Source organism: Arachidicoccus sp. BS20 (assembly GCF_001659705.1).
Lineage (GTDB): Bacteria > Bacteroidota > Bacteroidia > Chitinophagales > Chitinophagaceae > Arachidicoccus.
The window spans coordinates 2,167,798-2,188,426 of sequence record NZ_CP015971.1 but is presented as its reverse complement, the minus strand read 5'-3'; the positions used below and the strand labels follow the sequence as shown (position 1 = coordinate 2,188,426).

Annotated in this window: 18 protein-coding genes and 1 riboswitch; of the genes, 8 read left to right on the top strand and 10 right to left on the bottom strand. The window is 39.1% G+C overall.

Annotated features, from left to right (window positions below; genetic code table 11):
- Positions 1 to 11: 11 nt before the first annotated feature.
- The 3 genes from A9P82_RS09865 to A9P82_RS09855 form a co-directional block, all read right to left on the bottom strand.
- A complete protein-coding gene (locus A9P82_RS09865) occupies positions 12 to 983 on the bottom strand; it encodes a YeiH family protein (protein ID WP_066207407.1) in 972 nt (323 codons plus the stop codon).
- A gap of 69 nt (positions 984 to 1,052) precedes the next feature.
- Positions 1,053 to 1,946 (bottom strand): LysR family transcriptional regulator, encoded by an 894-nt coding sequence (locus A9P82_RS09860; protein WP_066207405.1) that lies wholly within the window; start codon positions 1,944 to 1,946, stop codon positions 1,053 to 1,055.
- 175 nt (positions 1,947 to 2,121) lie between these two features.
- Entirely contained in the window at positions 2,122 to 2,475 is a 354-nt protein-coding gene (locus tag A9P82_RS09855) for a YraN family protein (RefSeq protein ID WP_066207402.1), read from the bottom strand.
- Between the two features lie 41 nt (positions 2,476 to 2,516).
- On the opposite strand from A9P82_RS09855, the gene manA reads away from it, so the two are divergent.
- On the top strand, positions 2,517 to 3,731 hold the full coding sequence (gene manA / locus A9P82_RS09850; RefSeq protein WP_066207400.1) for a mannose-6-phosphate isomerase, class I: 1,215 nt from the start codon (positions 2,517 to 2,519) through the stop codon (positions 3,729 to 3,731).
- Between the two features lie 56 nt (positions 3,732 to 3,787).
- Here manA and A9P82_RS09845 read toward each other — a convergent pair whose 3' ends face one another.
- On the bottom strand, positions 3,788 to 4,543 hold the full coding sequence (locus A9P82_RS09845) for a L,D-transpeptidase family protein (RefSeq protein ID WP_231891136.1): 756 nt from the start codon (positions 4,541 to 4,543) through the stop codon (positions 3,788 to 3,790).
- A 331-nt stretch (positions 4,544 to 4,874) separates the two neighbouring features.
- Between A9P82_RS09845 and efp the strand changes: the two genes are divergently transcribed.
- The 5 genes from efp to fusA all read left to right on the top strand — a co-directional run bounded on the left by efp (position 4,875) and on the right by fusA (position 10,421).
- Positions 4,875 to 5,441 carry an elongation factor P gene (efp, locus tag A9P82_RS09840; RefSeq protein ID WP_066207398.1) on the top strand — a complete coding sequence of 189 codons (567 nt, stop codon included), beginning with the start codon at positions 4,875 to 4,877 and terminating at the stop codon, positions 5,439 to 5,441.
- A gap of 264 nt (positions 5,442 to 5,705) precedes the next feature.
- Complete coding sequence (accB, locus tag A9P82_RS09830; RefSeq protein ID WP_066207393.1) at positions 5,706 to 6,188, top strand: acetyl-CoA carboxylase biotin carboxyl carrier protein; 483 nt, start codon at positions 5,706 to 5,708, stop codon at positions 6,186 to 6,188.
- A 73-nt stretch (positions 6,189 to 6,261) separates the two neighbouring features.
- The gene (locus tag A9P82_RS09825) at positions 6,262 to 6,654 is read left to right on the top strand and encodes a four helix bundle protein (RefSeq protein ID WP_066207391.1); all 393 of its coding nucleotides are present in this window, start codon (positions 6,262 to 6,264) and stop codon (positions 6,652 to 6,654) included.
- Between the two features lie 53 nt (positions 6,655 to 6,707).
- Positions 6,708 to 8,051 (top strand): acetyl-CoA carboxylase biotin carboxylase subunit, encoded by a 1,344-nt coding sequence (gene accC / locus A9P82_RS09820; RefSeq protein ID WP_066207389.1) that lies wholly within the window; start codon positions 6,708 to 6,710, stop codon positions 8,049 to 8,051.
- A gap of 210 nt (positions 8,052 to 8,261) precedes the next feature.
- Entirely contained in the window at positions 8,262 to 10,421 is a 2,160-nt protein-coding gene (gene fusA, locus A9P82_RS09815; protein ID WP_066207387.1) for an elongation factor G, read from the top strand.
- A 265-nt stretch (positions 10,422 to 10,686) separates the two neighbouring features.
- Here the strand turns inward: fusA and A9P82_RS09810 are convergent, their stop codons facing one another.
- Positions 10,687 to 12,201, bottom strand: coding sequence for a peptide MFS transporter (locus A9P82_RS09810; protein ID WP_066207385.1), 1,515 nt, complete (start codon positions 12,199 to 12,201; stop codon positions 10,687 to 10,689).
- A 95-nt stretch (positions 12,202 to 12,296) separates the two neighbouring features.
- On the opposite strand from A9P82_RS09810, the gene A9P82_RS09805 reads away from it, so the two are divergent.
- On the top strand, positions 12,297 to 12,803 hold the full coding sequence (locus A9P82_RS09805; protein WP_066207382.1) for a DUF2480 family protein: 507 nt from the start codon (positions 12,297 to 12,299) through the stop codon (positions 12,801 to 12,803).
- A gap of 93 nt (positions 12,804 to 12,896) precedes the next feature.
- Here A9P82_RS09805 and A9P82_RS09800 read toward each other — a convergent pair whose 3' ends face one another.
- From A9P82_RS09800 to metE, 5 genes are all read right to left on the bottom strand, one after another.
- On the bottom strand, positions 12,897 to 14,117 hold the full coding sequence (locus tag A9P82_RS09800) for a pyridoxal phosphate-dependent decarboxylase family protein (protein WP_066209807.1): 1,221 nt from the start codon (positions 14,115 to 14,117) through the stop codon (positions 12,897 to 12,899).
- Between the two features lie 43 nt (positions 14,118 to 14,160).
- Positions 14,161 to 14,898 carry a PmeII family type II restriction endonuclease gene (locus tag A9P82_RS09795; RefSeq protein WP_066207381.1) on the bottom strand — a complete coding sequence of 246 codons (738 nt, stop codon included), beginning with the start codon at positions 14,896 to 14,898 and terminating at the stop codon, positions 14,161 to 14,163.
- A complete protein-coding gene (locus A9P82_RS09790; protein WP_066207380.1) occupies positions 14,858 to 15,736 on the bottom strand; it encodes a DNA-methyltransferase in 879 nt (292 codons plus the stop codon). The genes A9P82_RS09795 and A9P82_RS09790 overlap by 41 nt, the downstream gene beginning before the upstream one ends.
- A gap of 86 nt (positions 15,737 to 15,822) precedes the next feature.
- Positions 15,823 to 16,719 carry a ribonuclease Z gene (locus tag A9P82_RS09785; RefSeq protein WP_066207378.1) on the bottom strand — a complete coding sequence of 299 codons (897 nt, stop codon included), beginning with the start codon at positions 16,717 to 16,719 and terminating at the stop codon, positions 15,823 to 15,825.
- A 112-nt stretch (positions 16,720 to 16,831) separates the two neighbouring features.
- A complete protein-coding gene (gene metE / locus A9P82_RS09780) occupies positions 16,832 to 19,141 on the bottom strand; it encodes a 5-methyltetrahydropteroyltriglutamate--homocysteine S-methyltransferase (protein WP_066207377.1) in 2,310 nt (769 codons plus the stop codon).
- A gap of 150 nt (positions 19,142 to 19,291) precedes the next feature.
- Positions 19,292 to 19,481, bottom strand: a riboswitch (cobalamin riboswitch).
- 132 nt (positions 19,482 to 19,613) lie between these two features.
- Here metE and A9P82_RS09775 point away from each other — a divergent pair.
- Entirely contained in the window at positions 19,614 to 20,525 is a 912-nt protein-coding gene (locus A9P82_RS09775) for a polysaccharide deacetylase family protein (RefSeq protein WP_066207375.1), read from the top strand.
- Positions 20,526 to 20,629: the final 104 nt, after the last annotated feature.

Sequence of the window (20,629 nt, the reverse complement as noted above, 5' to 3'; positions counted from 1 at the left end):
TGTGTGAAAAATTATAAATACATTACCGCACTCAACGCTGCAACAGAAATAATTATCCAAAGAAAAATACCTTGTATCAAGGGTTTTACACCAACAGATTTTAATACTTTGGAAGACAATCCGCAACCAATCAGAAACAAAGTCAATGTCAGTCCCGACTTAGAAATTGTAACTATATACGGACTTATTTTCTGTACTAATGGAACAAAAGTGTTTGCCAGCATTGCCACCACAAACAATCCGATGAAGTAAGGAATTTTTACTTTTACGTCTTTTGACTTGAATAAGAATGTAGAAGCAAATGCAACAGGAATAATCCACAATGCACGTGCCAGCTTAACGGTGGTGGCGATTTCCAAAGCCTGATTGCCGTATTTACTTGCAGCGCCTACAACGGAACTTGTGTCGTGTATGGCAATAGCGCACCACAATCCGAACTGAGTCTGCGATAAATTTAATTTATGACCTATGAATGGAAATAAGAACAACGCAACGGAATTGAGGATGAACACAACGCCCAGCGCAACAGAAGTTTGATTTTCTTTTGCTTTGATAACCGGCGAAACTGCTGCAATGGCGCTGCCGCCGCAAATGGCTGTTCCGGCGGAAATGAGGTAAGAAGTTTTCTTATCAATCTTCAAAACTTTACCTGCAATAAATCCTAAAATCAATGTGCCGAAAATGGAAACAATCGTAAACATAATTCCTTCTTTTCCGGCTTTCAATGCGCTGTTCACGTTCATGCCGAAACCCAACCCCACAACAGAAATCTGTAATAAAATGTGTGTAGCTTTATGATTGAGATGCATATACGGATGCCCGATAAATTGCGCAATTCCAAAGCCGAGCAGCAATGCAACAGGCGGCGATACAAAAGGAGAAAGACACAATACCACAGCGATAATGAAAATAATTTCCCGTGTGGTAATGCTTTTGTTTAATAACGTATTAAAACGATTTTCTTGTGCGATTATTTTTTTCATAACTAACTTTTGAACTGCAAAGTTGTTACGATAAATCGCAAAAACGAAATGACTATTAATAATAAGTCATTACTTAAAGTTATAGTGAAGTGCGAATTTTATAAACAAATCCGATAAGCCGTCCGGTTCGCCATGCGGATGAATGATATAAAAATATCGTTCAATGTTCAAGCCTTTTACATCAATTACGGCAAGTTCATTATTTTCCAATTCTTTTAAAACTGAATGGATGGAAAGAAACGACAAACAATTAGAATTAAGCAAGTAACCTTTGATGCTTTCCGAGCTGTTCATGCGCATTTCCACCTGCAATTGCGAGATTTTGATGCCTGCTTTTTTAAGCGCATCGTTGACAACTTCCAAAGTCCCTGAACCCTGCTCGCGCAGCAACAGCGGGACTTTCAGCAATTCCTCAGTTTTTATAAAATTTCTTTTTGTCAAAGGATGATTTGCCGATGCAATCAATACGAGTTCGTCTTTTGTAAACTGTGTGTATTTGAAATTTTTGTTTTTTGATTTACCTTCGATAATGCCGAAATCAATTTCTTTTTGTTCCAGTGCTTTCTCGATTTGTTGTGTGTTTTCGGTAAACAAAGAGACTTTTATGTCTTTGAATTTATTATGAAAATTTGCGAGTAGCGGCGGCAAAATATATTGTGCAACGGTTGTGCTTGCACCAATACGCAGCTTGCCTTTGTGTTGTTGTTTCAGCTCGTTTAGGTCGAACTCAATGTTGCGGTAAATTTCAAAAATTTTTTCGGTGTATTGCAGCAACAATTCGCCTGCGTTCGTCAAAGAAATATTGTTGCCGCTTCGTTCAAACAGCTGGACTTTGTATTGATGCTCAATTTCGCGAATGTGTTTTGTAACCGCAGGTTGCGTAATAAATAATTCTTCCGCAGCTTTGGTAAAACTCAGACGTTTTGCAACAGTATGAAAAACCTGTAAACGAAAATCGAACATGATATTTGTTTTAAAAAATAAAGATACATTTCGGATTTCTGCTCTTCGGAATTTGCAATTCCGAAGTCCTATCGGCGAATTTTTAATTCGCAAATATTGTGCATTACAAATGCACAGATAACAGTTCGCGATTGCAAATCACGAACAGCGAAGTTATTTTCGCATGAAATAAAGTTTAAAAATACACATCTTTATTCAACCAATATTCCATATTTCCATCATTAAAAATTCTTATTGCCAAAACATCAAACTGCACTCGTTTCCATTGAGGATTTCTGTATTGAAATTCTTCTGCGCCAAGCTTCATCTGTTCCATTTTCTTTTTTGTAACGGCTTCTTCCGGACGACCAAACGCAGCGCCCGTGCGGGTTTTCACTTCTATAAAGTGTAAAACATTTTCTTTCGATGCAATAATATCAATCTCCACAAATTTGAATCGCCAGTTGCGATACAAGATTTTGTATCCCAGTTTTTCGAGATAAACAGTTGCTAAATTTTCGCCTTTATCGCCTACATTTTTGTTGTGCATCAATCTTTAATTAACTTGCCCGAAAATAATTTTTACAATCGATGAATCAAGATAAAATTTTTTTACTGAAGGGAAAAATTCAAAATTATGCTTGGGGCGGCTACGATTTTATTCCGCGATTATTAAATGTCGAAAACCCGGACCATAAGCCCGTTGCGGAATATTGGATGGGCGCGCATCCATCGGCTTCATCTAAAATTTTAGTTGATGGAAAAGAAGTTTCGTTGAATGACGAAATCAATAAAAATCCAAAAGTATTTATCGGCGAAAAAGTGGAGCAACGCTTTGGGGAATTGCCTTATTTGTTTAAAATTTTGGACGTGAGAGAATTATTGTCCATACAGGTTCATCCTTCCAAAACCGAAGCAGAGAAAGGCTTTGACGCGGAAGAAGCCGCAGGAATTTTAATTACAGACAAAGCAAGAAATTATAAAGACCGCAATCACAAGCCCGAAGTGATGGTGGCATTGAGCGAGTTTTGGTTGTTGCACGGTTTTTTGGAAAAAGAAAAATTATCAACTGTTTTAAAATCCGTGCCCGAGTTTGAAACGCTTGTTCCTGTTTTTGAAAAAGAAAGTTATAAAGGCTTGTACAAATATGTAATGGAATTGCCGCAAACGCAGGTAGATTCAATATTACAGCCTTTGGTTGAAAGAGAATTAGCAAACAATTCTTCCGACAAATCACAACCCGGATTTTGGGTTCGCCGTGTGTATGAATACGCCCAGACTAAAGAATTAGTCAATATTGACAGAGGTATTTTTTCAATCTATTTTTTCAACATTGTAAAGGCATTGCCGGGCGAAGCAATCTTTCAGGGCGCCGGCATTCCGCACGCATACATGGAAGGACAAAATGTGGAACTGATGGCGAACAGCGACAACGTGCTTCGTGGCGGATTAACGCCGAAACATATTGATGTTCCCGAATTGCTGAAACACACGAAATTTGAAGGTGTTATTCCGAATGTAATGAAAGGAGAACTATTGCTTAATCATGAGAAAAATTATCCTTGTCCTGTCCCCGATTTCGGTATTTCAAAAATTGAATTATCATCTTCTGAAAGTATTGAAAACACAAGCTTTTCGGCGGAGATTATTATTGTAACGGAAGGCGAAATTTCTTTTCAACACGAGGACAAAACATTAACGTTGTTTCATGGCGAAGCAGCGTTTATTTTGCCTGAAACAAAATATACCATTCATTCCGAAACGGAAGGAACTGCGTTTAAGGCTTTTGTTCCAAAGATTGATTAGAATGTTTGCCACAGATGCACAGATAAAAACTCATCCGTGCATCTGTGGCAATAAATTTAATTCATCACTTCATAATCTCCGTTCTTCAAAATGCCTATTAATGGTAATTTTCTATTTGCTTCAAAGTAATCATATACAGGTTTCAGCGAAGAGGTAAAATGCTGCAATTCAATGTTGTCGTAAGAATATTTAGTGTAGTATGCAAGGCTTTTTCTATTGTCGAAACGAATAGGAAACACATGCAACGGCACATAAGTTTCGCCGTTCAGCCGTGCAGCGGAAGCAATTAAATATACTTCATCAATCTGCTCATTTTCCAAAGGAATACAGCCGACAGAAACACAGTCGCCGTGAATATAAATACCGTCGCCTGGATGCGTAGGGTCGCTGAGAATTTTATCCGATTCATTCGGATAATTCATCTTTAAGCTCAAATGATATTCGCTGCGCGGATTAAATCCGGATATATAGTAAAAACCTTCCGGCACCTGGTAATCGCCTTCAACTCTTTTCGGTCCTATAGCGCCTGCCATTACGCACACTTTATAAGTTTTGAACAACTGAAATTTTTCATTACTGTTGTTGCGCACCCACACTTCCATTTTACTGTCGTATTTAAACGAACGGATATACACTTCGCGCGCGGGCCAAATCAAACCTTTTCGTGCAAACTGGTTGCGCAGCGAATCTTCTTTAACCAATAATTCACTGGTTAATGCAGGGGAAACGCCTAACTGTTCTGCTATGGGCGCTTGCGCCATTATTGCCTTTGTGAAGAATGATAGGAGTATGAATGAGAAATATTTTTTCATAATTTTCAAAAGTAGATTTTTATTTCAGAAATTTTATTGAATAAAAACTAAATTTAAAAGCAAAAATTAAACCACATAGAAAAATTGATTTTACATAGCTGAAAGACAAAGATAGTTTCACAAAGAAATTTTCATCGAAGATGAAAATGCTATGATTCCTTAGCTGTTTATATACTCAACGCCATTGATTTTTTCTAAAATACAAACTATGTATTTATATGGTTTATTGCAAAATCTCAACATTTCCGCCGTTTTTGCGCGTATTTTATAAATATCATTACTTTTGTCGCTCTTATCAACTAAAAAACGAAATATTTAAGTAGCATTTTTTATGGCAACAACATCAGATATCAGTCGCGGAATGATTTTGAAACTGGACGGTAATTTGTATTCCGTAGTAGAATTTGGCGAAAATAAAACAGCCCGCGCTGCGGCAAAAGTGTGGGCAAAGCTCAAAGGCGTGGACAACAACCGCACGATTGAAAAAACATGGAATAGCGGCGAAACTGTTTTTCCTGTGCGTGTGGAAAAGCATACTTATCAATATTTATATAAAGATGAAACAGGTTACAACCTGATGAATAATGAGACTTTCGAACAAATTGCTTTGGCAGAAGAAATGATTGACGCACCGCAATTTCTCAAAGACGGCAGCGAGATATTTGTTTATATCAATACTGAAACCGAACAACCCATTGGTGCAGAACTTCCCGAAAAAGTGGTGTTGCAAATTACTTATTGCGAACCGGGTTTGAAAGGCGATACGGCAACGCGCGCAACAAAACCCGCAACTGTGGAAACTGGCGCAACCGTGAATGTTCCTTTGTTCGTGAACGATGGCGAGTTAATTCGCATCAATACGAAGACAGGCGATTATGTGGAAAGAGTAAAAGAATAATTTTCATTCTTAAATAAATAAGGCTATGGGCTTTTCTTTTTTTTCAATTGCTTTGCTTACATATATTGTAATTGCATTACTCATTCTGTTTGTTTTATATGTTGTTTTTGCGATGATAAAAATAATGTTTTTCAATCCTTGGTTGGAATCGAAAGAGAGGATGTTTAAAATGCAATTGGAACAAAAAGAATTACAGCAAAAACAAAATTGATTATCTTACACCACTATTCAAATTTTTAATTATTTAATAATTAATTCAACAAAATGGATTATAAGCAAATTCAGGAATTGATAAAGACAATTAACAAGAGCAACATCGGCGAATTGTCTATCGAAGAAAAGGATTTCAAAATTACCATTAAACAAAAGAAAGAGTACGTTCAGACTTTTGTGAATCCGCAGCCGCTTCCGCAACAATTGCCGCAGGCAGCGCCAACAGTAAGTTTGCCATCAACGCCGGCTGCAACTCCAACAACCGCTTCTGCTCCGGCAAAATCAGACGATAATTTTATAACGATAAAAAGCCCAATGATTGGTACATTTTATCGTCGTGCTTCGCCCGACAAGCCTTTGCTGGCAGACGTGGGACAAGAAGTAAAAGCGGGACAAACCGTGTGCATCATCGAAGCAATGAAACTCTTCAACGAAATAGAAAGCGAAGTAAGCGGAACAATTGTAAAAGTGTTGGTGGACGACGCTTCGCCGGTAGAATACGACCAGCCTTTGTTTCTGGTAGAGCCGAATTAATTTGAAATTTGCAAATTAGCTAATATGCAAATGTGCAAATTGCTCTTCTGTTTCATAGTACAATAATCACTGTATGCGAAAAGAATTGATTGAAAATAATCCGATAGTTAAGCATTCCATAGAATTTGCTTTGCTCGTGATTGATTATTGTGAAAAATTAGAGGCAAATAAAAAGTATGTGATTGCGAGGCAATTATTAAAATCCGGCACTTCCATAGGCGCTAATATAATGGAAGCGCAGAATCCTGAAAGTAAAGCCGATTTTATACACAAAATAAAAATTGCAGCTAAAGAAACGGACGAAACGCAATATTGGTTAATGCTATGTGATTATGCACAATCATATCCCGAATGTAAAAATCTTATAAACAAGGTGGATGAAATAAGTAAGATTATTGCGAAAATTGTATCCACTTCCAAAAAGAAATTACCGATAAGTTATTTACTAAGTTTTTTTATTTTCTAACTGCCATACACATTTGCATATTTGCAAATTGGCACATTAGCATATTGATAAAAATGTTTAAAAAAATATTAATTGCCAATCGCGGCGAAATTGCATTGCGCATCATTCGTACTTGTCGTGAAATGGGCATTGAAACGGTAGCCATTTATTCCACCGCCGATAAAGAAAGTTTGCACGTGCGCTTTGCCGACGAAGCCGTTTGTATCGGCAAGCCGCAAAGCGTGGATTCTTATCTTAACATTCCGCACATTATGGCTGCTGCAGAAATTACCAATTGCGATGCCATTCATCCCGGTTATGGCTTCTTGGCAGAAAATGCAAAGTTTGCGCAGATTTGCGAAGACCACGGCATCAAATTTATAGGACCGACTGCGGAAATGATTAGCCTCATGGGCGACAAAGTAACCGCCAAAGACACGATGATAAAAGCCGGCGTGCCGGTAGTTCCCGGTGTTGAAGGATTGTTGCAAAGTCTGGAACACGCAAAAGAATCGGCAAAAGAAATCGGTTATCCAATTATTTTGAAAGCCACAGCCGGTGGCGGCGGAAAAGGTATGCGCGTGGTGTGGAAAGAAGAAGATTTGGAAAAAAATTACAATACCGCAAAAGCCGAAGCAGCCGCAGCGTTCAAGAACGACGGCATCTACATGGAAAAATTTGTGGAAGAACCGCGCCACATAGAAATTCAAGTTGCCGGCGACCAATACGGAACGGTTTGCCACATGAGCGAGCGCGACTGTTCCATTCAACGCCGTCATCAGAAGTTGGTGGAAGAATCACCATCGCCGTTTATGACACCCGAACTCCGCAAGAAAATGGGCGAAGCTGCTATAAAAGCTGCGGCGTGCATTCGCTACGAAGGCGTGGGTACAATTGAGTTTCTGGTAGATAAGCACCGCAATTTCTACTTTATGGAAATGAATACACGTATTCAGGTGGAACATTGCGTTACGGAAGAAGTGATTAATTTCGATTTAATTAAAGAACAGATAAAAATTGCCGCAGGCGAAAAAATTTCAGGCGAAAATTATACACCTGTCATGCACGCTATCGAATGCCGCATTAATGCTGAAGACCCATACAACGATTTCCGTCCTTCGCCGGGAAAAATAAGAACGTTGAATACACCCGGCGGACACGGCGTGCGTGTGGACAGCCATGTTTACGCAGGTTACACCATTCCGCCTTATTACGATTCTATGATTGGAAAGCTGATTGCTATTGCGCGCACGCGCGAAGAAGCAATTGACACCATGTATCGTGCGTTGAGTGAATATGTAATTGAAGGCGACGGCGTTAAAACCACCATTCCTTTCCATTTGCAACTGATGCAAAATGAAGATTTCCGTAAGGGAAACTTTACTACTAAATTTATGGAAAGCTTTGAGATGAAGTAAAATTGAAATGTTCAATTGCATTCAACAAAAAAACCCGTTCAAAACTGCTGAACGGGGTTTTTGTTGAAAATACTGTCGAATCTTACCTTTCTATAAATAATTTCATCCGAATATTGCGTTTCAATCTATTTCATTACCTTTGCGCCTTGAAAATTGGGGAATAGTATTTATTCGTCCCGTTTTCTCACGATTTTAAAAACAAAACTTTTTATGGCGGACTTAAAATTACAACGCAACTTTGGTATTGCTGCGCACATCGATGCCGGTAAAACTACTACCACGGAGCGCATTCTTCGTTACACAGGCATGATTCACAGAATCGGCGAAGTTCACGACGGCGCTGCTACTACCGACTGGATGGAACAGGAAAAAGAAAGAGGTATTACCATTACTTCCGCAGCCGTTAGCTGTCAATGGAATTTTCCTACCGATGATAAAGGAAAACCGGTCGCAGATACAAAAAAATATTCTTTCAACATTATTGATACTCCGGGTCACGTGGATTTTACCGTTGAGGTAGAGCGTTCCATGCGTGTATTGGATGGCTTGATTGCATTGTTCTCGGCTGTTGACGGCGTTGAACCTCAGTCAGAAACAGTTTGGCGTCAGGCAAACCGTTACCGCGTTCCACGTATTGGTTTTGTAAACAAAATGGACCGTCAAGGCGCTGATTTTTTAAACGTTGTTCATCAGGTAAAAGAAATGTTAGGCGCTAAAGCCGTGCCTTTGCAATTGCCGATTGGCGCAGAAGACAACTTCAAGGGCGTTGTGGATTTGATTAAAAATATCGGTATCATATGGGACGATGCGACTGAAGGTATGAGTTACGTTCATGTACCTATTCCTGATGATATGAAAGAAGAAGTTGAAGAATGGCGTGCACAATTAATTGAAGCTGTTGCAGAATATGATGATACTTTGATGGAGAAATTCTTTGAAGACCCGAACTCTATTAGCGAAGATGAAATTCACGAAGCAATCCGCAAAGCAACAATCGATTTAAGCATTGTTCCGATGATGTGTGGTTCTTCATTCAAAAATAAAGGAGTGCAAACAGCTTTGGATGCTGTGTGCCGTTACCTGCCTTCTCCGGTAGATATTGATGCTATCGAAGGTACAGACCCGGATAATCCGGAAAAAGTGCTTGTGCGTAAACCCGATGCTAAAGAACCATTTGCAGCGTTGGCTTTCAAAATTATGACAGACCCTTTTGTTGGTCGTTTAGCATTTTTCCGCGTATATTCAGGTCATCTGGATGCAGGTTCTTACGTGTTGAACGTACGCAGCGGAAAGAACGAGCGTATCAGCCGTATCATGAAAATGTTTGCCAATAAACAAAATCCGGTAGATTTTATCGAAGCAGGCGATATTGGCGCGGCAGTCGGTTTTAAAGAAATCAAGACCGGCGATACTTTGTGCGACGAAAAGCATCCGATTGTTTTGGAAAATATGTTTATTCCGGAACCGGTTATCGCTATCGCGGTTGAACCTAAAACGCAGGCTGACGTTGATAAAATGGGTATGGCTATCGCCAAATTGGTGGAAGAAGACCCTACACTTCGTGTAAATACAGATGAAGATACAGGACAAACAATTTTGCGCGGAATGGGCGAATTGCACTTGGAAATCATCATTGACCGTATGAAACGCGAGTTCAAAGTTGAAGTAAACCAAGGCGCTCCTCAGGTTGCATATAAAGAAACGTTCCAGGCAACAATCCAACACCGTGAAGTATTGAAAAAACAATCCGGTGGTCGTGGTAAATTCGCCGATGTTCAGTTTGAAATAGGACCTGCCGAAGAAGAGTGGTTGAAAGAAAATGAAGGAAAACGCTTCCAGTTTGTAAACAATATTGTGGGCGGTGCTATTCCTCGCGAATTTATTCCCGCTATTCAGAAAGGCTTTGAAACAGCGATGAATACAGGTGTTTTAGCCGGTTATCCTGTTGAGAACATGAAGATTCGCATTTTCGATGGTAGTTTCCACGCGGTGGACTCAGATGCAATGTCTTTTGAACTTTGTGCTAAAGCCGGTTTCCGTGAAGCAGGTAAAAAAGCAAAACCTGTATTGCTTGAGCCAATCATGAAAGTGGAAGTAACTACCCCTGACCAATACATGGGCGATGTTACCGGCGACTTGAACCGTCGTCGAGGTATGATGGAAGGTATGGATTCTCGTGGAAATGCACAGGTTATTAAGGCGAAAGTTCCGTTGAGCGAAATGTTCGGTTATGTAACGCAATTGCGTTCACTATCTTCGGGACGTGCGGCTTCTACCATGGAATTTGACCACTATGCTCCTGCTCCAAACAATATTGCCGAAGAGGTAATTGCTAAGAATAAGGGTAGAGTAAAAGTGGAAGAAGATTAAGTATAGTTTTCTTTTTATAAGATTGGAAAATAAAAATGGGCTGTCCGAAAAACCGGACAGCCCATTTAAGTTTAGCAGTAGTTTTGGAATTTTAAACAAACGAACAGAACGAATATATATGAGTTTGTACTTGCGACTCAATTGCAACGCAAATATATTAAAAGTCTATTAAATTTATAGACTTTTAAAAGAAATATATTTTTTACAAAGAAAAAGCGTTCCGGAAAATCTCCGGAACGCTTTTTCTTTGTAAAGTTTCAGCCATTTATCTTATACCACGCATCATTTTAATTAATCGTCCGCTTACGAGGAAAAGTATCAATGAAGCAACACCTGTCATCACAATAAATATCATGAAAAAATCAAACAAATTAGTAACCTGAAATCCAAGTATGTGCGGAATTTTTGCGCCTTTTGCAATATCGTCGCTGCTCGGCGGAATGAGCGAACTTAATGTTCCTGCGAATTTATTTGCCGCTGCATTTCCCAAATACCAGGTCGCCATTATCAAGGACGAAAACCGCATAGGCGCGAGCTTTGAAGCCATTGATAAACCGATTGGAGATAAACACAATTCTCCGATTGTATGTAAAAAATATAAAGCAATTAACCACCACATACTTATTCTTACTGTGCTGTCCACACCGTGAACACCGATGGCGATAACTACAAACCCAAGTGAAAGAAACAGCAGCCCGAAAGCCATTTTGCGTGGAGATGCCGGGTCAAGGTTTCTTTTGCCCAATTTTATCCAGATAGCGGATAGTACAGGGGCAAATAACAAAATACACACTGCATTTACCGATTGAAACCATGCAACCGGCACCTCAAAACCAAGAATATTTCTATCGGTTTGTTTGTCGGCAAATATGGTCAAAGAAGCGCCTGCCTGCTCATAAGCACTCCAGAAGAAAATCACGAAGAATACCAGAATAACTAAAACCCAGATACGGCTTCGTTCATCGGAAGTCAGGGTTTTATTGGTTAAAATAATGGTCGGAATAATGATGAGTGAACCGTAAATCACATAATTGATAATGTCAAGGTCGGAATGGAATATTTGTTGAAAATTGAGAAAGAAAAATATCAACCCGATAGAACCTATGATATAAATAACCGATTTTATGTCCAGTGGTTTTACAGGCATTCCTACATCGTTGCCTTCGTGGCTCACAAGCATTTTTCTTTTATACAAAATGAATGCGAACATACCAATCAGCATTCCGATGCTTGCGGCAAGAAAGCCCCAACGATAATTAATTTTTTCGGCAAGCGTACCGCAAATAATCGGCGAAATCATTGCACCGAGATTTACGCCCATATAAAAAATAGTAAAAGCAATATCCACTCTCCGGTCGCCGTTCGAGTACAATTGTCCAACCATTGTGGCAATGTTTGGTTTGAAAAAACCGTTGCCGCTAATGAGGAAAGTTAAACCCGCCCACATCATTGTAATAGCATTTGCGCCGCTTGTGGATGCACTCAAAAAGAGAAAAAACTGCCCGATTGCCATTATTAAACTTCCGATAATAACGCTTTTTCGGTTGCCTAAATACCGGTCGCTTAAATAACCGCCAAGCAGTGGGGTAAGATAAACCAAACCTGTGTAACTGCCGTAAATGTTGGAAGCCGTTGCATCGTTCAGCATGAGAATGTGAATCATGAACGTCATAAAAATGGCACGCATTCCATAATAGCTGAAGCGTTCCCAAGTTTCGGTAAAGAACAATAAATACAATCCGCGCGGATGAGATTTTTGGTTTGTGTTTGTTGAATCCATATTTTGAAAAGTGATTGTGTAAATATAAAGGATAAAAAATATAAGCAAACATTTAGAGAAGAAATACAGAACTTTGCATTTGAAAATATTGTGTGATGGAAGATGTAATCGTTAATAAAGTGGCGGCAAGCGGCATTGTAACAATTGATTTGGAAGAATATTATCCGAAGGAAGAAATTGTTGCTTTTGATTTGAAACCTTTGCTTTTCATGGAAATGCTTTTGAAAGAAAAAGATTTTCGGCAAAAATTAAAAGAAATAAATTGGCAAGAATATCAGGATAAATATGTTGCCGTATTTTGCTCTTCCGATGTCATAATTCCGCGCTGGGCATTCATGTTAGTCGCGACTTATTTACAACCTTTTGCAAAGGATTTTATTGCAGGGGCAAAAGATGAATTGCTCAATTCATTATTTATCAAAAACTTGGAAAGTATCGATTTTGCTACATTTCAAGGAAAGCGTGTTGTAATTAAAGGTTGCGGCGATTTGGATGTTTCCGCTTCTGCATACTTGGAAATTACAAAACAGTTATTGCCTTACGCGCAAAGCATTATGTACGGCGAACCTTGCAGCACCGTGCCGGTGTTTAAAAGGAAATGAACCTTGACCTAAACCACAACGAGACAAAGGGACACAAAGAAAAAAAATGAAACCGTTTGCACGTTATTGCCGCTTGAGTGGTAACCTTAACTTTTACAATTCTTCCACAAACTGTTGCAATCTGTCAATATCTACATGGTCCATTACAACAATTTTATACCAACGCATATTTCCGTTGTGTGTATCGGGAACTAAATAATATTTCTCTGCAATTTCCCGTGAAATATCTTCTGCACGAATGGTAATAATATTCATCTTTGGATGACGGTAATAACGAATTTTCTTTTCATCCAATGCCTTGCAACACCAATCAGTACGGAACAAAAGCGTATTGATTTTTTCCAGCCAACCGTGGTAGCCATATGTTTGTAAAATCATCCAAACGGCGATTGCGTTTGCACCGGAACGGCTTCCGCTTAGTGTTATGTCCATGCCGTTTACATATTGAGCTTCTTCGGTATAAACGTGTTGTATTAATCCTTTTCTTACCAAAAAAATGCCTGTGCCGTAAGGAGCCTGCAACATTTTGTGTGCATCCAAAGTGATGGAAGAAACAACAGGATTTGCAAAATTCAAATAATTATCCGGCTCGCTGAGAGGATATATAAATCCGCCGAAAGCCCCGTCCACATGGAGTTTAAATGGAACAGCATATTTTTTCATTGCTTCTTCGTACACGGAAATATCGTCCACGCTGCCAAACATCGTTGTTGCCATATTCGCAATGATGATGAAATATTTTTTGCCTTTTTCAATCGCATTTTCAATGATTGCTTCCAGATTATCCTGTAAAATTTTTCGTGAATTAAAATCAACTTTTACCTGAAAAAATTCAATCCCGAAAATGTTTGACGCTTTGGACACAGAATAATGTGTGTCTTCGGATGCAAGCAGGGCAATGCTTTCAGCCGGTGCGCCAATTTCTTTTTGAAAGTAATTTCTATAAATCCATACAGCTTGCAAGTTGGCTTCCGTGCCGCCGCCCGCAATATATCCGTCGCAGGAATGTGGTTGCGCGTGCATCATATCAACACTCAGCAGTTCGATTACTTCGCGCTCGATGTCTTGCGTTCCGGCGAAAAATGGCTCGGATTCGCCTAACGTGTGGCAACCAATATGATTCGGGTTTTGCACATAAGTCCTCAGCAATGGCGCGTCTTTTAAAAAAGGCGCATCGTCGTAGAACACTTTGCTGTCGAGCTTGGATGCGGGTATTCCCAACGTTCCGTTTTCGCCGAAGGCAAAATTTTGTTCCAACGCTTTGGATATTCGTTCGTCTTGTTGCTTGTGTGTAAGTTTTTTCCAGTATTGCATGAATGATTTTATGAACAATTTTACTCTTAGTAAATATTTAATCTTATCGAGTTGTTGAAGAATTAAAGTAAACAAGTTTATTCCAATTTATAGAACCGTTTTCATTACAAAATGTATCCGCAAATTCTTTTGTAAATACATTTATCATTTGAGAATAAGATTGAATGAACTCATCATTTCTTTCTTTGGCTTTATGTCCTAATGGCTCGATAATTTTTAGATATAATTCTTTGTCCCCGGAGATAAATTCCCAAAAATGTTGTCCGCAATATTTGAAATAATCGCCTTTATCGGGTCTGTTATCTCTGCCATAACAACAACCATTGACTGCAACAATGTTCAATTTTGAGTTGCTTGTACGAAGTGTTCTTTGTGCAGTTTTGAAATCTGCTTTCATTTTTCCAATTTGAGAACTATTGCCCCAATTTGGACCAGATTTTATTGTAATAATATAACGGGTGTTGTCTTTATCAAATTCCAAATCAATTCCTTGAATGCCCGATTTACGACCATTATAAACTTTACTGTTAATAAATATTGCAAGTCCCTCTAACCAATCTCCAAAGATTGTTTCTTCTTGCGATGAAATAAAAGCGTCTGTCAAGTTTTTAATAATATCTTGAGCAGTTAAAATATATTTTGCTTTGAATAAATAAGGATTTTTTTTGGCAAGAACTTTCTTTAATCTCAAACCATTCAAACCTGCAATTCTTTTTTGATGAAAAGTTCCAATATTGTCTTCAACGTACTGCGTAACGTCCTTTAGATTTAGGGGTTTCATATTTTACTTTTGACTCTAATAAATATAATTCAATAGGCTCTACTTGTTCTTTTACCATTTTGTAATATTCGGGCACAATATCAATTCCAATTGAATTACGTTTCATTCTGTTAGCAACATGAATCGTCGTTCCTGAGCCCATAAATGGGTCAAGCACCACGTCATTTTCCATTGTAAATAATTTAATAAACCACTCAGGAAGTTCTTCAGGAAATGCTGCACTGTGATTCTTGTTGTTACATTCTGTCGCTAAATGCAAAACATTTGTTGGATATGCTTTATCTCTTGTTAGCCAATTTGAAATGTTCTTACCAAAGCCACTTCCTACTTTTGAATTATCTCTTACTTTATCTGTATCGCTTAAATTCTTTAATCTTGATTTTGCCCAATCGCCCATTGGAACCATTACTTCTTCTTGATACATATTGAATTTTTTGTCTTTGTTGAATTGAAGTAATCTTTCCCATGCGTCACGAAAACGATTAGGCCATTTTCCCGGATAAGAATTTTTCTTATGCCATATAAATTCCTCAGTCCATAACCAGCCTTGTTTACGCATTTCAATAATCAATTCCATCACATAAGTGCTACGTTCTCCATCAACAACTTTTTCTTTTATATTTAAAATAAATGTTCCTGTTGGTTTTAAAACACGTAATAGCTCTTCTGTTATTGGTAAAAACCACTCAACATATTTATTGTGTGAAATACCACCATAAGTTGCTTTGCGTTGATCTGCATAAGGCGGAGAAGTAACGATTAAATCAACAGAATTATCGGGAAGTTGTTTCAATATCTTTTTGCTGTCGCCAAGAAATAAATCTGTTCTAATTTCCATAATTAATTCTCTTTTTACAAATATAAAACCTGTGTATGAATGCTGCCAAAAAATTTAGTAATAATTTTATTCTTGAAAATTAAATCTTACACAATATACGTTACGCCTTCGCACGAAATTTCGGTATTTGGAAAAATTTCTTTTGCCTGTGTTTCAAACTCATCAAGCTCTTTGTATTTGCTGCTGAAATGTCCAAGCAGCAAGCGTTTGGCATTTGCTTTTAGTGCGATAGTTGCGGCTTGTGCGGCTGTTGAATGAAAGCGTTCTTTTGCTTGTTCCGTTAAATCGTTCAAATAAGTTGATTCGTGGTAAATCAAATTCGCATTCTTGATAAAAGGCAAAAAAGTTTCGGTGTATAAAGTGTCTGCACAATAAGCGTAAGATTTATTTTCTTTTCCCGTGAATGTGACCGATTCGTTGGAAATGATGCTTCCGTTTGGCAAAACATAATCTTCGCCAAGCTGCAATTCTTCAAAATCTTCGGGCGGAATGCCTGCCTGTAAAGCCGCATCAGCATTGACTTTTCGCGGTTTATGCTTTTCTTTGATTAAGAATCCGAAGCATTCGATTTTATGAATAACGCGGAAGCTGCTCACAGTAAATTTTTCTTCTTCCAAAATCAATTCATTGCCTTCCAGCGGATGAAAATTAATCTGGAAAGACAACTTGTTGTTTGCAGTTTGCTGTGCAATGATTTGTTGCAGAGGTGCGGGCGAAAACAAATGCAAATCCTGCGTTCTGCCAAGCAAAGACATGGACGACAGTAACCCGATTAATCCAAAATAATGGTCGCCGTGTAAATGTGAAATAAAGATGTGATTGATTTTGCTGCGCTTTACACGAAAATCACGGATGCGAAATTGTGTTCCCTCGCCGCAATCCAGCATCAGCAGCTGGTCTGCAATCGTTATGATTTGCGAAGTCGGATGCCTGCCGTGCGCGGGAAGCGCCGAATTATTTCCCAAAATAGTTATGCCAAACATATATCGAAGATAGTTCGTAAATGGTTATCATGTTGGTAAAATTTTAGAAATTGATAAAGCATGAAAGCTATAAGATTGTATGTCTTATAGCTTTCTTTGAGTTTGCTTATTATTACGCTTCAACTTCGATTTTTACTCTCAGTTGCTTAGCTGCATTTACCATATTTTCCAATGCTTTTTTGGTTTCGTTCCAACCGCGCGTTTTTAATCCGCAGTCAGGATTTACCCAAAGATTTTTCGCGGGAATTACGGCTAATGCTTTTTCCAGCAACGCTTCCATTTCTTCAACGGTCGGCACGCGCGGCGAATGAATATCGTAAACGCCGGGTCCAATTTCGTTAGGATAATTAAACTGAACAAACGCATCCAACAATTCCATTTGCGAGCGCGACGTTTCAATCGTAATTACATCGGCATCCATATCCGCAATAGATTGAATGATATCGTTGAACTCGGAGTAGCACATGTGTGTATGAATCTGCGTTTCGTCTTGCACGCCGGAAGCTGCGATTTTAAAGGCTTTCACAGCCCAAGCCAAATAGGTTTGCCAATTTTCTTTGCGCAAAGGCAAGCCTTCACGAATGGCAGGTTCATCAATCTGGATAATTTTTATGCCTGCCTTTTCCAAATCGACAACTTCATCTCTGATTGCCCAAGCGAGTTGAAAAGCTGTTTCCGAACGCGGTTGGTCGTCGCGAACAAAAGACCATTGTAACATCGTAATCGGACCTGTGAGCATTCCTTTCATCAAGCGTTTTGTTTGGCTTTGCGCGAAGGATGACCATTCCACCGTAATTGGATTTTTGCGTTCAATATCGCCGTAGATAATCGGCGGTTTCACGCAGCGCGAACCGTAGCTTTGCACCCAACCAAAATTTGAGAAAGCATAACCATCAATGTTTTCTCCGAAATATTCCACCATGTCGTTACGTTCAAATTCGCCATGAACCAACACATCAATATCCAACTCTTCCTGCAAGCGGATTGTTTCAATAGTCGCAGCCTGTAATGCTTGTGTATACTCGGTTTCAGAGATTTCGCCTTTCTTCAGTTGTGCGCGCAATTTGCGTACATCGGTCGTTTGCGGGAACGAACCAATCGTTGTTGTTGGGAACAAAGGAAGATTAAATAATGCGTGCTGCTTTGCTTGCCTTTCTGCAAAAATGCTTTGTCTTTCCGCATCTTTATCCGTGATATTTTTCACACGGTTTTTCACGGCTCCTTTGTGAATGCGCGTAGAGTTTTTGCGTGAAGCAATTGCCGCTTTATTTTTCTCCAATAATTCATTTGCTTCGGGCGCGTTATCAACAATCTTGCTCAGTTCGGCAAGTTCGTTGATTTTTTGCTTCGCAAATGAAAGCCAATTCTTCAATTCATCATCCAGTTTTTTCTCACTGTCTAAATCGCACGGCGTATGCAATAGCGAACATGAAGGTGCAAGCATTAATCTTTCTTTTCCGAAATGATTAATGGCTTTATTGATGATTGCCAATGATTTTTCATAATCATTTTTCCAAATATTTCTTCCGTCAATTACACCAAGTGAAAATATCGTTTGTGAACTAACCTTTTCGGAAGCAATAATATCATCCAATTGTGAAGGGCATCTTACCAAATCCAAATGAATAATATCGAAAGGCAAACCTAAAACCGTTGAAAGGTTTTCGCCGTAACATTCAAAATAATTTGCGAGTACAAATTTAATGTTCGGGAATGCACTTTTTAATTCGGTATAAATCGCTGAAAGTGCCGTCAATTCTGTGTTTGAGAGATTTGTTGCCAAAATGGGTTCATCGAACTGAACATATTGCACATTCAAATCCGACAGCTGTTTCAATATTTCTTTATAAACGGGCAACAGGTTTTTCAACAAATCAAGACGATTAAATTCCGTTTCTTTTTCCTTGCCCAACAATAAAAAAGTAAGCGCACCGATGATGACAGGCTTCGTTTCGATGCCCGCTTGCTTGGCTTCTTTATAATCATTAACTATTTTGTTAGATAAGAAATTAAAAGATTGGTTTTCGTAAAATTCTGGAACGATGTAATGATAATTCGTATCGAACCACTTGGTCATTTCCATTGCCGTAATGTCGAAGCCGTCGCTTTGAAAGCCTCGCGCCATCGCGAAATATAAATCTGTTTCGGATAATTTTTTGTCTTCAATCAACGGATGGAAACGATGTGGAATGGCGCTTACCGTAAGGCACATATCCAGCATTTGGTCGTACAACGAAAAATCGTTCGACGGAATTAAATCAATGCCTGCATCTTTTTGCAGTTGCCAATTGTGCAGGCGGATTTGTTGTGCAGCCTGCTGCAAATCCGATTGGGAGATTTTCTTACTCCAATAAGCTTCTACGGCTTTTTTAAGTTCGCGGTTACCACCGATTCGCGGATAACCTAAATTTTGCGTAAACATGGTTTTTAATTTGTTTAGAACGTGAAACAATAAAAATCATGCTCTGAATTATGCGGAGTTTTTGTTGATGTAAGTACATGAAGATGTGCTTCAACTTGTGGAGAAGAATTTGTTGAAATGCCCATCAGCCGCCGCTTTATATCGTGAAAGCTCCGACCAAAATTAAAGGCAAGTATCCCGGCTTGTTTCCGGTGCAACATCCTTCCCAATAAAATTTTATCAGTGGATATAAATTGTTGCATCGTGTGGTACGAAACTTACGGTAGCACGTCTGCCCGTGATTTACACACGGTTCCTTTTTAATTTTCCTTTCGGAAAAACCTGTAACTTATGGTGTATAACAAAGAACAAGGCTGCGAAGTTAATAAAGATACATGAATGTAGATGAAGCACGAGAAAGCTTGTTCTATAAATCAACAATTTATTAACCATCAAACGACTATCTTCGCTCTTGTTTTATAAAAAATACAGCATGAAATATTCTTTACTCAAAGTTGGTATGTGCGTTTTCATATTTTCAGCATGCAACAATAATCGCAGCGAAAAAGCTCCGGTACCTGCGAGCGTAGCCGATACTGTTTTAACGGTTGAGAAGCACGATACAGCTGTAAAAAGCGAAACAATTATTCCTCCAGACAGTACGGTAAAAACAAAAACGGTCAATACGATAGCAGCCACAGACACGGCTGCTATCGACTCAACTAAAAAGTATGTTTTTCTCACATTTGACGATGGTCCGCAACCCGGAACAATGAATGTATATCACAATCTGAAAGCGCTTGGACTAAAAGGAACTTTCTTTATGGTAGGGCTTCATGCGACTTATGGGAAAGCTATGCACGATGCAGTTGATACGATTCGTAATGCTTATCCCGAAATTCTTTTGGCAAATCACAGTTACACGCACGCCAGAGATAAATACATTGCATTTTATCATCATGTCCGTTCCTGCTTTGACGATTTTATGCAGGCGCAAGCGAGCCTCGATGTTCAGAAAAAGTTCATTCGTTTGCCGGGCAATAGTGCGTGGGTTTTAGCTACGGGTATGCAGGCGCATCCATTGGTAAAACCTGTGTGTGAGTTGCTGGATTCCGCAGGGTACAACGTTATCGGTTGGGACACGGAATGGAATTTCAAACGCGACCCAAGCGGTCATGGTTCCGTGCCTGTGCAAACGCCGGAAACAATGGTGCGCATGGTGGAAAATGCCTTGAACAATCATCACACGCATCGTAGAAATGCGGTGGTTCTTTTGTCGCACGACAGAATGTTTAACCGACCGAATTATTCCGACTCTTTATACAAATTTATGCGGCTGCTAAAAACACGCAATCCCGGATATGTGTTTGAAACGGTGGAACATTATCCCGGCGCGAAACAATAATTGGAGTACCACAGATGCACAGATAAATGGTAGAAAATCATCCGGGCACCTGCGGCAATATTTTTTAATAATGTATTAGACTTTCAAGTATTACCTTTACTTCA